Origin of the sequence: Clostridium sardiniense, from assembly GCF_019753795.1 — a bacterium.
Classification (GTDB): Bacteria; Bacillota; Clostridia; order Clostridiales; family Clostridiaceae; genus Clostridium; species Clostridium sardiniense.
Genome location: NZ_JAIKTU010000006.1, coordinates 150,957 through 165,794 on the forward strand (window position 1 = coordinate 150,957; position 14,838 = coordinate 165,794).

General features: G+C 29.9%; 13 protein-coding genes. 12 read left to right on the top strand and 1 reads right to left on the bottom strand.

Annotation, left to right across the window (positions count from 1 at the left end; all coding sequences use genetic code 11):
* The first annotated feature begins 8 nt into the window (after positions 1-8).
* From dapG to K5V21_RS09000, 9 genes are all read left to right on the top strand, one after another.
* Positions 9-1,208 (top strand): aspartate kinase, encoded by a 1,200-nt coding sequence (dapG, locus tag K5V21_RS08960; RefSeq protein ID WP_221860961.1) that lies wholly within the window; start codon positions 9-11, stop codon positions 1,206-1,208.
* An 82-nt stretch (positions 1,209-1,290) separates the two neighbouring features.
* Complete coding sequence (locus K5V21_RS08965) at positions 1,291-1,995, top strand: ClpP family protease (RefSeq protein WP_221860962.1); 705 nt, start codon at positions 1,291-1,293, stop codon at positions 1,993-1,995.
* A gap of 101 nt (positions 1,996-2,096) precedes the next feature.
* The gene (locus K5V21_RS08970) at positions 2,097-4,508 is read left to right on the top strand and encodes an FtsK/SpoIIIE family DNA translocase (RefSeq protein ID WP_221860963.1); all 2,412 of its coding nucleotides are present in this window, start codon (positions 2,097-2,099) and stop codon (positions 4,506-4,508) included.
* Positions 4,509-4,604: 96 nt separating this feature from the next.
* Positions 4,605-5,951: a 30S ribosomal protein S12 methylthiotransferase RimO gene (rimO, locus tag K5V21_RS08975; protein ID WP_221860964.1), complete on the top strand. Its 1,347-nt coding sequence runs from the start codon at positions 4,605-4,607 to the stop codon at positions 5,949-5,951.
* Positions 5,935-6,525 (top strand): CDP-diacylglycerol--glycerol-3-phosphate 3-phosphatidyltransferase, encoded by a 591-nt coding sequence (gene pgsA / locus K5V21_RS08980; RefSeq protein WP_221860965.1) that lies wholly within the window; start codon positions 5,935-5,937, stop codon positions 6,523-6,525. Before rimO ends, pgsA begins: the two co-directional genes overlap by 17 nt.
* 149 nt (positions 6,526-6,674) lie before the next feature.
* On the top strand, positions 6,675-7,721 hold the full coding sequence (recA, locus tag K5V21_RS08985) for a recombinase RecA (RefSeq protein ID WP_221860966.1): 1,047 nt from the start codon (positions 6,675-6,677) through the stop codon (positions 7,719-7,721).
* A 343-nt stretch (positions 7,722-8,064) separates the two neighbouring features.
* Positions 8,065-9,600 (top strand): ribonuclease Y, encoded by a 1,536-nt coding sequence (gene rny, locus K5V21_RS08990; RefSeq protein ID WP_204595332.1) that lies wholly within the window; start codon positions 8,065-8,067, stop codon positions 9,598-9,600.
* A gap of 172 nt (positions 9,601-9,772) precedes the next feature.
* Positions 9,773-10,033 carry a stage V sporulation protein S gene (locus K5V21_RS08995; protein ID WP_221860967.1) on the top strand — a complete coding sequence of 87 codons (261 nt, stop codon included), beginning with the start codon at positions 9,773-9,775 and terminating at the stop codon, positions 10,031-10,033.
* 160 nt (positions 10,034-10,193) lie between these two features.
* Positions 10,194-10,454 (top strand): HPr family phosphocarrier protein, encoded by a 261-nt coding sequence (locus K5V21_RS09000; protein WP_204595303.1) that lies wholly within the window; start codon positions 10,194-10,196, stop codon positions 10,452-10,454.
* An 86-nt stretch (positions 10,455-10,540) separates the two neighbouring features.
* On the opposite strand, the gene K5V21_RS09005 is transcribed toward K5V21_RS09000, so the two are convergent.
* Entirely contained in the window at positions 10,541-10,756 is a 216-nt protein-coding gene (locus K5V21_RS09005; protein WP_221860968.1) for a DUF378 domain-containing protein, read from the bottom strand.
* 167 nt (positions 10,757-10,923) lie between these two features.
* Here K5V21_RS09005 and purB point away from each other — a divergent pair, with 167 nt between their 5' ends.
* From purB to cobT, 3 genes are all read left to right on the top strand, one after another.
* Positions 10,924-12,354, top strand: coding sequence for an adenylosuccinate lyase (gene purB / locus K5V21_RS09010; protein ID WP_221860969.1), 1,431 nt, complete (start codon positions 10,924-10,926; stop codon positions 12,352-12,354).
* Positions 12,355-12,462: 108 nt separating this feature from the next.
* Positions 12,463-13,620 (top strand): MFS transporter, encoded by a 1,158-nt coding sequence (locus K5V21_RS09015; RefSeq protein WP_221860970.1) that lies wholly within the window; start codon positions 12,463-12,465, stop codon positions 13,618-13,620.
* Positions 13,621-13,730: 110 nt separating this feature from the next.
* Entirely contained in the window at positions 13,731-14,831 is a 1,101-nt protein-coding gene (gene cobT, locus K5V21_RS09020) for a nicotinate-nucleotide--dimethylbenzimidazole phosphoribosyltransferase (RefSeq protein WP_221860971.1), read from the top strand.
* Positions 14,832-14,838: the final 7 nt, after the last annotated feature.

Below are 14,838 nucleotides of genomic sequence, written 5' to 3' on the forward strand. Positions count from 1 at the left end.
GAAAAATTATGAAAATTGTAGTACAAAAGTTTGGTGGCACATCTGTATCTACAAAAGAGAGAAGACAAAAGGTAGTTGAAAAAGTTAAAAGTGCCATTGATGAAGGGTACTCTCCTGTAGTAGTAGTTTCAGCTATGGGCAGGAGTGGAGATCCTTATGCAACAGATACACTTTTATCATTAGTTGGAGATAAGTTTAAAAACACAAATAAACTAGCATCAGACCTTTTAATGTGTTGTGGTGAACTTATAAGTTCAGTAGTTATGAGTAATGAGTTATTTGATGTTGGAATTGATGCCATTCCATTAACTGGAGGACAGGCTGGTATTAAAACTGATAATGTATTTACAAATGCAAAACATTTAGATGTTGATCCAAAGCAAATATTAGACTTTGTATCAAAAGGAAGAGTGCCAGTTGTTACTGGATTCCAAGGAATGAGTGAAGATGGATTTTTCACAACTCTTGGAAGAGGCGGTAGCGATACTAGTGCGGCTATATTAGGAGTTGCATTAGAAGCTGAACAAATAGAAATTTATACCGATGTAGATGGTATAATGACAGCTGATCCAAGAATAGTAAAAGATGCATCATTAATAAATGTGATAAGTTATAATGAAGTATTCCAATTAGCAGAGCAAGGTGCAAAAGTTATTCATCCAAGAGCTGTTGACATAGCTATGAAGAGTAACGTACCATTATTTATTAAAAATACAATGAGCGATGCTAAAGGAACATTAATTAATAATAATGGAGATCTTAATAATGGTAAGATAATTACTGGTATTACTCATCAAAATGATAGAATACAAGTGAAAATTAAAGCAAAAGAAAATTTAAATAATCCAAAATACAAGGATTTATTAAGCTTACTTGCAGCTAATAAAATAAGTTTGGATTTAATAAATATATTCCCAGAACAGCAAATTTTCACAATTGGAGAAAATAAGAAGAAAGAGCTTGAAAAGATATTAGATGCTATAAACATAAAATATTCATTAACAGAGAACTGTAGTCAATTAGCAGTGATAGGATCACGAATGGCTGGTATACCAGGGGTCATTGCTAAAATAGTTAGATCATTAAATGAAAATAATATTGAAGTTTTACAAACAGCAGATTCTCATATGACTATATGGTGTTTAATACATTCAGATAATGTGGCTGAAGCTATAAATGCGCTACATAAATCATTTGAACTATCATAATAATAAAATTTAATATTTATATAAGCATAAAGTATAAAAAAATTCCTCTTGTACAAAATAAAAGTGTATAGGAGGAATGTTTATGAATACAAATTTTTTAAAAAGCGAAAATGATAATGATAATAATGAAAAATTAGATAAAAATAGTGAATCAATCAAAGAATTTGGAAATATGGGTGTAGTAAATCCAAATGAAAGAATTAGGGTGTTACCAATTATCGGACAGGTAGAAGGACACGTAGTTTCTCCAGCTCAAACTAAAGCAACTAAGTATGAACACGTAATACCACAGCTTATTGAAATGGAGCAAAATGAAAATGTTAAGGGTGTACTAATTGTATTGAACACTGTTGGAGGAGATGTTGAAGCAGGACTTGGAATTGCAGAAATGATAAATTCTTTATCAAAGCCAACTGTTTCTATAGTTATAGGAGGAGGCCACTCTATTGGAGTGCCACTTGCAACATCAGCAAAATATTCGTTTATAACTCCATCTGCAACAATGATAGTTCATCCTATTAGAATGAATGGATTTATAATTGGAGTGTCTCAAACTTTTGAGTATCTAAAAAAGATGCAAGAGAGAATTAATGAATTTATAGTTAGAACTTCTGATATAAAGAAGGAAGAACTAGAAAAACTTTTAAGACAGCAGGGTGATTTATTAAATGATGTAGGAACTATTTTAATTGGCAATCAAGCAGTTGAGTGTGGATTAATAAATGAAGTTGGTGGACTAAAAGAAGCTATTTCAAAGTTAAATACATTGATAGATGAAAATGAGTAAGTTATTAGGATCAGCTGTAAATATTTTATAGCTGATTTTATTATGTTTATAAAAGGAATTTTATTATATATGTAGAAAGTAATAAAGTGGGGTGATTATTTTTGAGCAGAACTAAAAAATCAAGTAAGAATAAGAAAAATAATAATAAAAATACAGATATACTTGGAATAGTATATATTTCAGTAGGAATACTTTTATCAGTTGCAATATATACAGATTTTGTAGGAATATTATCAGCAATATCTCAAAAGTTATCTCATTTTCTAGTGGGTATTGGAGCATATATAATCCCTATTTATTTATTATATTTGGGATATGAATATATAAAGTCTAAAGGTAGTATTAAGCTTAATAAAAATTTCTATGGAGTAACTATATACGCTGCTATATTAATATTAATATTTTCAACAATATATCTTCAAAGTATGAATAGTGTTACTTCTTTTGGACAAGGTATAGAGGGCATTTTAAGTATGAAATCAATATTAAATGGAGGAGTTTTAGGATATCTAATATCATATCCGTTATTTAAATTTGTAGGAACAGTAGGTTCTTATATCATTTATATAGCACTTATTATAATAGCAACTATACTTACATTTGATATTACATTATATGATGTTGGTATAACTGTGAAGAATAAGAGCAGTGAAATAAAAAAATCTAGAAAGAGAAGAAAACCACAAGTCAAAGACAGAAACAATGATATAGATGATACATTTATTAAAGTGGTTAAAAAAGATGAAGGTAAGAATGTAGATAAAAAAGAATTTTTAAATGGAGTAAATAACAAGATTAAAATTTTAGATTTTATGAAGAATTCCTCTCTTGATGATGAAGACGCTATATATGAAGATGAGGCATATAAAAATAATGAAGAAGTAGTTGAGAAAATAGAGCCTAAGGAGCATCAAGAAAAAATTGATACTTTCTTAAAAGATTCAAATAAGATAGATAATACTTATAAAAAAGAAAAGTTAGATAATTCAGTGAAAGCTGTAGTACATGATGAAATCGAAACTAGTATACAAGAAGGAAAAGAAGAAGGAATGAAGTCCGAATATGTTCATCCGGATACATCATTACTTAATATAAATAGTGGAACTAAATTAAATAGTAATGATAAACAAGAACTTATTGAAAGTGCAAATAAATTATCAGAAACATTAGGAAGTTTTGGGGTTGATGCTAAAGTCACTCAAGTAACAAAAGGACCTTCAGTTACTAGATTTGAACTTCAACCAAGTCCAGGCGTAAAGGTAAGTAAAATTGTAAATTTATCTGATGATATAGCTTTAGGTCTTGCAGCCTCTGGAGTTAGAATAGAGGCACCTATACCAGGTAAAGCGGCTGTTGGAATAGAAGTTCCAAATAGAGAACAGACTCCAGTATTTTTAAGAGAAGTATTAGAATCAGATGAATTTTTAAATACTAATAAGAAGTTAGCATTTTCACTAGGAAAAGATATAGGAGGTCAATGTGTTGTAGGGGATTTAAGTAAAATGCCGCATACATTAATTGCAGGTGCCACAGGATCAGGAAAGAGTGTATGTATAAATACATTAATAATAAGTTTGCTTTATAAATACTCTCCAGATGAAGTTAAACTTCTAATGGTTGATCCAAAGGTTGTTGAATTGAGTGTATACAATGGAATACCTCATCTATTGATACCAGTTGTTACAGATCCAAAGAAGGCAGCTGGAGCATTAAACTGGGCTGTAAATGAAATGACAAGAAGATATAAATTATTTGCAGATTCAGGAGCAAGAAATATTGATTCCTACAATTCACTTTACTCTAAAGGAACAATTGAAGAGAAACTTCCTTATATAGTTATCATAGTAGATGAGCTTGCTGATCTTATGATGGTATGTCCAAATGATGTTGAAGATTATATAGGGAGATTAGCACAGATGGCAAGAGCTGCAGGTATGCATCTAGTAATTGCAACTCAAAGACCTTCTGTAGACGTAATAACTGGAGTAATTAAAGCAAATATACCATCTAGAATATCTTTTTCTGTTTCATCTCAAATAGATTCAAGGACAATATTAGATAGTGGTGGAGCAGAAAAACTTTTAGGAAGAGGGGATATGCTTTATTATCCTGTTGGAGAAAGTAAACCACTTAGAGTTCAAGGATGCTTTATATCAGAAGAAGAAGTTGAAAAAGTAGTTGAATTTATAAAAGATGGAGAAAATGAGGCTATATATAAAGAAGAAATTATAGAGCATATAAATAATGAAGCAGAAGCATCAAATTCTAATATGCAAGGAGATGATGTAGATGACCTTTTAGAAGAAGCTATAAATATAGTTATTGATTATGGCCAAGCATCTACATCATTTTTACAAAGAAGACTTAGAATTGGTTTTAATAGAGCATCAAGAATAATGGATGATCTAGAAGCTAGGGGGGTAATATCTCCTAAAGATGGCAGTAGACCAAGGCAAGTATTAATATCTAAGGATGATTTAACAGCAGCGGATTGCAGTGATAATAACATTTAATGAGGAGAAGGAAATTTTATCTTGTAATAGCGCAAAAACAGTTATAAAATAGTTAGGTATAAAAGTATTTTTTTAAAACATAGGAGGAAAAAAGTTTTGGCAAAATATAAAGTAGGAATGGTTAGCTTAGGTTGCGATAAAAATAGAGTAGACTCTGAAATTATGCTTGGAGTTATGAATAAAGAATATGAAATAATAAATAATCCAAAAGAGGCAGATATAATTATAGTTAATACCTGTGGTTTTATTGAAAAGGCAAAACAAGAATCAATTGATACTATCTTAGAGATGGCAAATTATAAAACTAAGCACAATTGCAAATTATTAATTGCAACTGGTTGTTTAACTCAAAGATATGGAAAAGAGCTACAAGAGTTAATGCCTGAAATAGACATAATGCTTGGAGTGAATGACTATAATAAAATAGATAAGTTAATTAGAGAATTTATAACAAAAGAAAACATGGAAGATAGGTTTACAGAAGTAAACTATTCAGATGATAATATAAATGAAGGTGAAAGAGTGCTCACAACAGATAAGAGCACTGCATATTTAAGAATTGCTGAAGGTTGTAATAATTTCTGTACGTATTGTATAATACCTAAGATAAGAGGTAAATTTAGAAGTAGAGAAATGGAAAGCATATTGAAAGAGGCGGAAGGATTAGCTAAAAAAGGTGTTAAAGAACTAATATTAATAGCTCAAGATACCACTCTTTATGGAAGTGATTTATATGGAAAGAAAAGTCTTCATATACTTTTAAATAAGTTATCAAAAATTGAGGGCATAAAATGGATTAGAGTATTATATTGTTATCCAGAAGAGATATATGATGATCTTATAACAGAAATGGCTACAAATGATAAAGTGTTAAAATACTTAGATTTACCAATACAACACATAAGTAATAACATATTAAAACTTATGGGAAGAAAAACAACAAAAGAAGATATAATAAATAAAATTGATAAATTAAGAAGAGAAATACCACAAATAGCACTTAGAACTTCTCTTATAGTAGGATTTCCAAATGAAACAGAGGATGACTTTAATGAGCTTAAAGAATTCTTAAAAGAACATAAGCTTGAAAAGGTTGGAGTATTTAAATATTCAAGAGAAGAAGGAACACCAGCTGCTATTATGGATATGCAAATAGATGAAGAAATAAAAGAAATAAGAGAAAAAGAGCTTATGTTAATTCAAAGTGAAATTTCAAAAGAAATAAATAGTTTGAAAATAGGTAATATATATGATATTCTTGTTGAAGGATATAATGGTGAATATTACTATGGAAGAAATTATGAAATGGCACCTGAGATAGATGGAAATGTATTCTTTACAAAGCATTGTCCTGTAGATAAAGGAGATATTGTTGAAGTTAGAATAGAAAAGAATACAGAGTATGATTTAATAGGAGTTGGTATGTGTGAATCTTGCAAATAAATTAACATTACTAAGAATGATCTTAGTACCAATTTTTTTGATATTTATTGCAATTAAAGGAATACCATATGGTACTTTTGTAGCAACATTTATATTTGTTATTGCTTCAATAACAGATAAACTTGATGGGTATATTGCAAGAAGTAGAAATCAAATAACTAATTTTGGTAAATTTATGGATCCTTTAGCAGATAAATTATTAGTTACAGCTGCATTAATTTCACTTATAGAATATGGAGTTGTTCCAAGTTGGGCAGCTATAATAATTATTGCGAGAGAATTTGCAGTTTCAGGACTTAGAACTCTAGCGGCAGCAGAAGGTAAGGTTATTGCAGCAAGCTGGTGGGGAAAAATTAAAACTGTTATACAAATAGTAGCTATAATAATACTTTTAATAGAAATAAATATAACGCAAAGTACAAGTTTAAATAATGCTGTTATAAATAGTGATTTTTTAACTAATTTCTTTAAGTATATTCCAAGTTTAGCATTAAATATAGCAGTTGTTATAACTATAATATCAGGATATGATTACTTTAGAAAAAATAAAAATGTAATAACAATGAATAAGTAAAATGATTAGAAAATAATAAATATGTCAATTATAATAAAAGTTCCTACTAAAAGTTGGGGCTTTTATCTGTATTTATAGTTGACTATATATAAGTAGTTCTATATAATTATAGATATAGAACATAAGTTCGGTGAGAGGATGGTGTATTAATGAATAATATAGATTCAAATAAATTAAAAGCAATTGAGGCAGCCATGGGCCAAATAGAAAAACAATTTGGTAAGGGTTCAGTTATGAAATTAGGAGAAGAATCAGTTCTTAATGTTGATTCAATTCCAACAGGCTGCTTAGATTTAGATATAGGGCTTGGAATTGGTGGAGTACCAAAGGGAAGAATTGTAGAAATATATGGACCAGAAAGTTCAGGTAAAACTACAGTTGCACTTCATATTGTTGCAGAGGCACAAAAATTAGGTGGGGCAGTTGGATTTATAGATGCAGAACATGCATTAGACCCTTCATATGCTAGAAAAATTGGAGTAGATACAGAAAATTTAATAGTTTCTCAACCAGATACTGGAGAGCAAGGACTTGAAATAGCAGAAGCTTTAGTTCGTTCAGGAGCTATTGATGTTATAGTTGTTGACTCAGTTGCAGCACTTGTTCCAAGAGCTGAAATTGAAGGAGAAATGGGAGATTCACATGTTGGTCTTCAAGCTAGATTAATGTCTCAAGCACTAAGAAAGCTTGCAGGAACAATAAGCAAAACAAATTGTGTTGCTATATTTATAAATCAACTTAGAGAAAAAGTTGGTATAATGTTTGGTAATCCTGAAACAACTCCTGGAGGAAGAGCATTAAAATTCTATGCATCAGTTAGAATGGATGTTAGAAGAATAGATTCAATTAAGCAAGGTGAAAGTATAGTAGGTAACAGAACAAGAGTTAAGATAATAAAGAATAAGGTTGCACCACCATTTAGACAAGCGGAATTCGATATAATGTATAACGAAGGTATCTCAAGAGAAGGAAATATCATTGATGTTGGTGTTAAGGAAGAAATAGTTCAAAAGAGTGGAGCATGGTTCTCATACGGAGATGTAAGATTAGGTCAAGGTAGAGAAAATGCAAAAGCGTACTTAAAAGAAAATCCAGAAGTAGCCTTAGATATAGAAAATCAAATTAGATCAAAGCATAATCTTCCCCTTAATAAATCAGTGGAGAAAGAAACTGCTGCCGATAAAGAAAGCAAATAGTAACAACATTAATTTAAAATAAGATTGAGTTTTTATGGTAAGGCAACCTAAAGAATAGGTGTCTTACCATTTTTTATTAAACAACATAAAAAAATAATAGTTAAAGGTTTACTTAAAGATGAAATGTTAATAAGAAATTAGGCGTAAAAAAGAGAGAAAATGAGTATAATAAAGAAAATGAGTTGATTAATACTTTATATTAGTCAACTTGACATAATTTTATTTTTACTATACAATAATAACAAATACTGGTTTATCATATTCCAAGGATAACAGTGAGAAACAGTATGACACCACTACGCTTTCACTTAAAAATAAGCGAGGGGGTGTTAATATGCCACAAATTGTAACAATGATTATAATTGATATAATTGTGCTGTTAATATTAGGAATAGTACTTTACAAAACAATACAAAGTACATCAAAAAACAAAATAGAATCTCTTGAAAGAGAAGCAGAAAAACTTGTAGAAGATGCAAAAAAAGATGCAGAAGCTATGAAGAAGGAAGCTATACTTGAAGCAAAAGAAGAGGTTCATAGATTAAGAAATGATTTAGAAAAAGATTCTCGTGAGAGAAGAAATGAGATCCAAAGGCTTGAAAGAAGAGTTTTACAAAGAGAAGAATCTCTTGATAAAAAGAGCGATTTTCTTGAAAAGAAGGAAGAAACCATTAATGGTAGAATGAATGACATTAAACAGTTAGAAAAAGAAGCTAACGATCTTCATGAAAAGAGAAGAGAGGAACTTGAAAGAGTTGCAAACTTATCTAGTGAAGAGGCTCGTCAATTAATTTTAGATGAAGTTAGAAAAGAAGTTTCACACGAGTCTGCTATAATGATTAAAGAAATTGAGAGCAAGGCTAAGGAAGAAGCGGATAAGAAGGCGAGAGAAATCGTTACTACAGCAATACAAAGATGTGCTGCTGATCATGTTTCAGAAACAACTGTTCATGTTGTTGCGTTACCTAATGATGAGATGAAGGGTAGAATAATAGGTAGAGAAGGAAGAAACATTAGAACCCTAGAAACATTAACAGGAGTAGATTTAATTATAGATGATACTCCAGAGGCAGTAATTTTATCAAGTTTTGATCCAATTAGGAGAGAAGTTGCTAGAATGGCACTAGAAAAGTTAATAGTAGATGGCAGAATACATCCAGCAAGAATCGAAGAGATGGTTGAAAGAGCTCAAAAAGATGTTGAAAATGACATTAAAGAAGAAGGAGAACAAGCAACATTAGAAACAGCTGTTCATGGTCTTCACCCAGAGCTTACAAGATTACTTGGTAGATTAAAGTATAGAACTAGTTATGGCCAAAATGTATTAAAACATTCCATAGAAGTTTCATATTTAGCTGGTTTGATGGCTTCAGAATTAGGTTTAGATGTTACTCTAGCTAGAAGAGCTGGTTTATTACATGATATAGGGAAAGCTGTAGATCAAGAACAAGAAGGGCCACATGCAATTATTGGGGCTGATCTTGCTAAGAAATATGGTGAATCTAAATTAGTAGTAAATGCTATAGGAGCCCATCATGGGGATGTTGAAATGCAATCTTTAGAAGCAATATTGGTTCAGGCAGCAGATGCAATATCAGCAGCAAGACCAGGAGCAAGAAGAGAAACATTGGAGGCATATATAAAGAGATTAGAGAAGTTAGAAGAAATTTCTAACTCATATGAAGGTGTAGAAAAGTCATATGCCATTCAAGCTGGTAGAGAGATTAGAATTATGGTTAAACCAGATCAAATTGATGATGCTGGATCAGTTGAACTTGCTAGAAATCTTGCAAAGAGCATAGAAGAACAATTAGAATATCCAGGTCAAATAAAAATCAATGTTATTAGAGAAACTAGAGCAATTGATTTTGCTAAATAAATCGTCAATATTAAAATACATTTTGCTTTGTCAAAATGTATTTTTTTATAAAATTTCAAAAAAATAAAGGGATTTATAAATAAGAGTAGAATATATATATTATGCCATAAGATGGTAGAGTATTTTTATTAATGTAAACGATTAGTAATAAAATGTAGGAGGAGAAATAAAAGTGGAAGTATTAAAAGTTTCAACAAAATCAAACCCAAATTCAGTAGCAGGAGCATTAGCTGCAATAATAAAAGAAAAGAATATAGTAGAAATTCAAGCGGTAGGAGCTGGCGCTATAAATCAAGCTATTAAAGCTATTGCTATAGCAAGAGTATTCGTAGCTCCAAGTGGAAAAGATATAATTTGTGTACCGGCATTTACAGATATAATTATTGATGGAGAAGAAAGAACAGCTATTAAGCTTATAGTACAGCCAAGATAATAATATGTATTATTTTTAAAAATACATAACTAAATTGGAAGTAGAGGTAATTTATTTGTAAATTAGATTATTCAATAGTTGAAATTTTCACGAAAACCATTTATAATAAAATGGTTAATAAAATATTAACCTATTAAATTAAGTAAAGAGGTGTATTTACATGGTATCTAAAGAGGTTTTAGTTAAGAATGCTACTGGTTTACACGCTAGACCAGCAACTTTACTAGTTAAAAAAGCTTCTTCATTCAAATCAGATGTGAGCTTAGAGTTTAACGGTAAGAAAGCAAACGTTAAGAGCTTAATTGGAGTTCTTTCATTAGCTGTTACTGCTAACTCAGTGGTAAACGTTATTGCTTCAGGAGATGATGAAGCTTTAGCTGTAGAAGAAATTTCAAAATTAATCGAAAACTTAGAAGATTAATTAAAGATTAAAGGTTCCTAATATTTTAGGAACCTTTTTCTTTTTTAATAAGAATTTATGTATATAAAATCAGTTACATATGATTCTTATTTTAATGATATAAGTTTACATCTAAATAATAATGTTATTAAGTTAATGCCAGATATAGCGATTAGTATATATATAATCCTAGATACCATTGCTACTCCAAAGCTTAATAAGGTAACTAAATTAAAATTTAATAAACCAATTAAACCCCAATTAAGTGCACCTATTATAACTAGTAGAAAAGATAGTTTGTCTAATATGTTTATTTTACACATAATAAAATCTCCTTTCATTACTATCTAAAATATATATATGAATATATAATATTAATAATGACTTTAATGAAAGTTTTTTTTACAAAAAGATGAAAATAATAAATAATTATGTTATAATACGAACTATATTATGTAATATTTTAAATATATTCGTATGGAGGTCTAGGATGAGAAATTTATATAGTACACCGTTAAATTCAAGATATGCATCAAAAGAAATGAGTTTTATTTTTTCTGATGATATGAAATTTACAACTTGGAGAAAATTATGGCTAGCACTTGCAGAAAGTGAAAGAGAGTTAGGATTAAATATAACTGAAGAGCAGATAGAAGAATTAAAAGAACATGTAAATGATATAAACTATGAAGATGCAATAAAAAGAGAAAAAGAAGTAAGACATGATGTTATGAGTCATGTATATGCATATGGATTACAATGCCCAAATGCTAAAGGAATAATACATCTTGGAGCAACTAGTTGTTATGTTGGAGATAATACAGATGTAATAATAATGAGAGATGCATTATTATTAGTAAAGAAAAAGATAGTTACTGTGTTACATAGATTAAGTAAGTTTGCTTTAGAATATAAGGATATGCCAACACTAGGATTTACACATTTCCAACCAGCACAGCTTACAACAGTAGGTAAGAGAGCTACTCTATGGATGCAAGATTTAGTAATGGACATAGAGAACATTGATTTCCTTTTAAGTACTTTAAAATTAAGAGGTGTTAAAGGAACAACTGGAACACAAGCGAGCTTTATGACTCTTTTTGAAGATGATGAAGAAAAAGTAAAGATATTAGATAAAAAGATTGCAGAAAAAATGGGATTTGAAAAAAGTTATGGAGTTACAGGTCAAACTTACCCAAGAAAGTTAGATTCAATAGTTTTAAATACATTATCAGAAGTAGCACAAAGTTGTTATAAATTTAGTAATGATTTAAGATTGCTTCAAAGTATGAAGGAAGTAGAAGAACCTTTTGAAAAAAATCAAATAGGATCATCAGCAATGGCATATAAGAGAAATCCTATGAGAAGTGAGAGGATGGGTGCTCTAGCAAGATATGTTATTGTAGATGCTCTAAATCCTGCTATAACAGCTTCTACACAATGGTTCGAAAGAACATTAGATGATTCTGCTAATAAAAGGCTTTCAATTGCAGAAGGGTTCTTAGCTTTAGATGGAGTTCTAAATTTATATATTAATATAGCTGAGAATATGGTTGTATATGACAAGGTAATAGCTGCTCATGTAAATAATGAATTACCATTTATGGCAACTGAAAATATTATGATGGAATCAGTAAAAAGAGGCGGAGACAGACAAGAATTACATGAAAAAATAAGAACCCACTCAATGGCTGCAGCTCAAAGAGTTAAGGGTGAAGGTCTTGATAATGATTTAATAAAGAGAATAATTAATGATGGTACTTTTAATCTTTCAGAAGAAGAGATTAGGGCAATTATTGATCCTAATAAATTTGTTGGTAGAGCTCCAAGTCAAGTTGTGGAGTTTATTGACGAGTATGTGAATCCGATTATAGAGAATAATAAGGAAGCAATAGAAGTTAAGAGTGAAATTAACGTCTAAATTATTAAACTAGAAGTTATCCATTGTAGCTTCTAGTTTTTTACTTTATAAAATTAAAAGAAGTATGCTATAATAACTTTGTTTTACAAGAGACGAAGGGAGAAAAAAATGAGCGATAAAAATAAAATAATATCAACTACTTTAATATATTTTGTAATGGTGGTTGCGGCAATAACAGAAGGTCTTATAAATATCTTTACAGTGCCTATAAAAAGAGATTTTGCAATAACTGATACAAAATTATCATTAATGTTTATGTTTGGTACAATAGCATATTTAATATGTAATTATGTTGGTGGAGCTTTATGTGAAAAGATAGGTCAGAAAAAGTTATTTTTAATAGGATTATTAGGAGCTGCTCTAACTAATTTAATACAAGCGTGGTCACCTAATTTTACAATATTTATAATTGCATTTGCAGCAATTCAAGCTTTTCTAGGTTTAATGTCTATTGCAGCAAATACTATAATACCAGTAATATGGATTACGGGACAAGCAATTGCTATGAATTTAACTCACTTTGCTTATGGAGTAGGTCTTTCTGCATCACAAAAACTTTCAGGTGTATTAATGACAGATGGATTTGGATGGAGAAAGATTTATATAGGTTCAGCGATAATTACATTTATAGTATTAATAGCATTTTTATTTGTAAAGCTTCCAGTAGTAAAAATGGATAAAAAAGATGATAAAATATCTTTATTTGTAATTTTACAAGATAAATTAGTTTGGTTCTTCTTTATAGGTTTAGGTTTTTATATAATAGCTGAACAAGGAACAGGAAGATGGTTGCCAACGTACATAAAATCTAATTATGCAAATGTTACAGAATCAAAAATAGCATCTTATGTATCAATATTTTTCTTATTATTAACTATTGGTAGATTAGTCGGTGGATTTATAGTTGAAAAAATTGGCACTATGAGATCTGTAAAAATATTTTCGTTAATTGGTGGATGCTTATTTATAATTGGGCTTATAAGTGGAGAAGTGGGATTATATATAGTATCAATTGCAGGATTCTTTTTCTCAATAATGTTTCCAACGGTTGTTGTTATTATAAGTAATACATTTAAAAAGAGCACTGCTTATACTACTGGAATTATAATAGCACTTGCAAGTATTGTAAATACTGTTATGAATTTATTGGTAGGAGTTGTATCGGATAGTGTAGGAATAAAATATGCTATGTTTATAATGCCAATATCTATATTAATTACATTTGTATTTTTATGCTTAGCAAGCAGAACTGCTAAATCAAGATAATTCATTTTAGCTGAATGCACATAATGGTGTATTCAGCTAATTTTCAATAAAGTACACCAAAGAATTAGGTATAGTAAATTATATGATATTATTTAAGGAGTATTAGTGATATGAAGGATAGAAAATATGAAATATATAAGATAATAAATAATATAAATTCTACAGATAAAGAAATTCAAAGAAAAGCAAGAGAACGGGTTGATTCTTTAGCAAAACCACTTGGTAGTCTTGGTAAACTTGAAGAAATTGCTATTAAGATAACAGGGATAACTAACAAAATGAAGAACACTTTTGAAAATAAATGTGTAATCATTTTCTGCTCAGATAATGGGGTATTTGAAGAAGGTATAGCAAGTACTCCTCAATATGTTACGCTTGCACAAACTATTAATTTTACAAAAGGATTATCCGGTGTTGGAGTAATTGCAAAGCAAAATGGAAGCGACTTAATGGTAGTGGATATAGGAATAAATAGTAATTTAAAGGTTCCAGGTGTAATACATAAAAAAATAAGAAGAGGAACTAATAATATTGCAAAAGGTCCAGCTATGAGTGAAGAAGAATGTATAACTGCTATATTAGCAGGAGTAGAATCTGTTAAGAAAGCTATAGATGAAGGATGTGAAATTTTAGGGGTAGGAGAGATGGGAATAGCAAATACCAGTACTAGTAGTGCAATTTTAATATCTCTACAAGAATGTAGTATAGAGAAAGCAGTTGGAAGAGGATCAGGATTAACTAATAGTTCATTCGATAAAAAGAAAGCTATAATAAAACAAGCGTTAGAGATAAATAATCCAGATAAAAATGACCCTATAGATGTACTGACGAAGGTTGGAGGATTTGATATTGCAGCTATGGCAGGTGCGTTTTTAGGTGCAGCGTATTATAAAGTTCCAATAGTTATAGACGGATTTATATCAGCTGTGGCAGCACTTGTAGCATCAAGATTAAACAGCAATGTAAGAGATTATCTATTTTCATCTCATTTATCTCAAGAAATTGGATATAGCCTAGCTATTAAAGAATTAGGGCTTCAACCTATGGTGAATTTAGATATGAGGCTTGGAGAAGGTAGTGGTTGTCCTATAGCATTCACTATAATAGATACAGCAAATGCTATATTAAGAGACATGTCAACCTTCGAAGAGTCAGGAATAAATTGTGAATATTTAGATGAAATACGTGATGAGGAATGTTATAAAGTATAGATGTAAC

What these genes read in the sequence shown, in the direction of transcription:
- purB (WP_221860969.1), top strand. Translation starts at nt 10,924, where the DNA reads ATGAGAAATTTATATAGTACACCGTTAAATTCAAGATATGCATCAAAA.
- recA (WP_221860966.1), top strand. Translation starts at nt 6,675, where the DNA reads ATGAATAATATAGATTCAAATAAATTAAAAGCAATTGAGGCAGCCATG.
- K5V21_RS09000 (WP_204595303.1), top strand. Translation starts at nt 10,194, where the DNA reads ATGGTATCTAAAGAGGTTTTAGTTAAGAATGCTACTGGTTTACACGCT.
- K5V21_RS09015 (WP_221860970.1), top strand. Translation starts at nt 12,463, where the DNA reads ATGAGCGATAAAAATAAAATAATATCAACTACTTTAATATATTTTGTA.
- cobT (WP_221860971.1), top strand. Translation starts at nt 13,731, where the DNA reads ATGAAGGATAGAAAATATGAAATATATAAGATAATAAATAATATAAAT.
- K5V21_RS08965 (WP_221860962.1), top strand. Translation starts at nt 1,291, where the DNA reads ATGAATACAAATTTTTTAAAAAGCGAAAATGATAATGATAATAATGAA.
- K5V21_RS09005 (WP_221860968.1), bottom strand. Translation starts at nt 10,756, where the DNA reads ATGTGTAAAATAAACATATTAGACAAACTATCTTTTCTACTAGTTATA.
- dapG (WP_221860961.1), top strand. Translation starts at nt 9, where the DNA reads ATGAAAATTGTAGTACAAAAGTTTGGTGGCACATCTGTATCTACAAAA.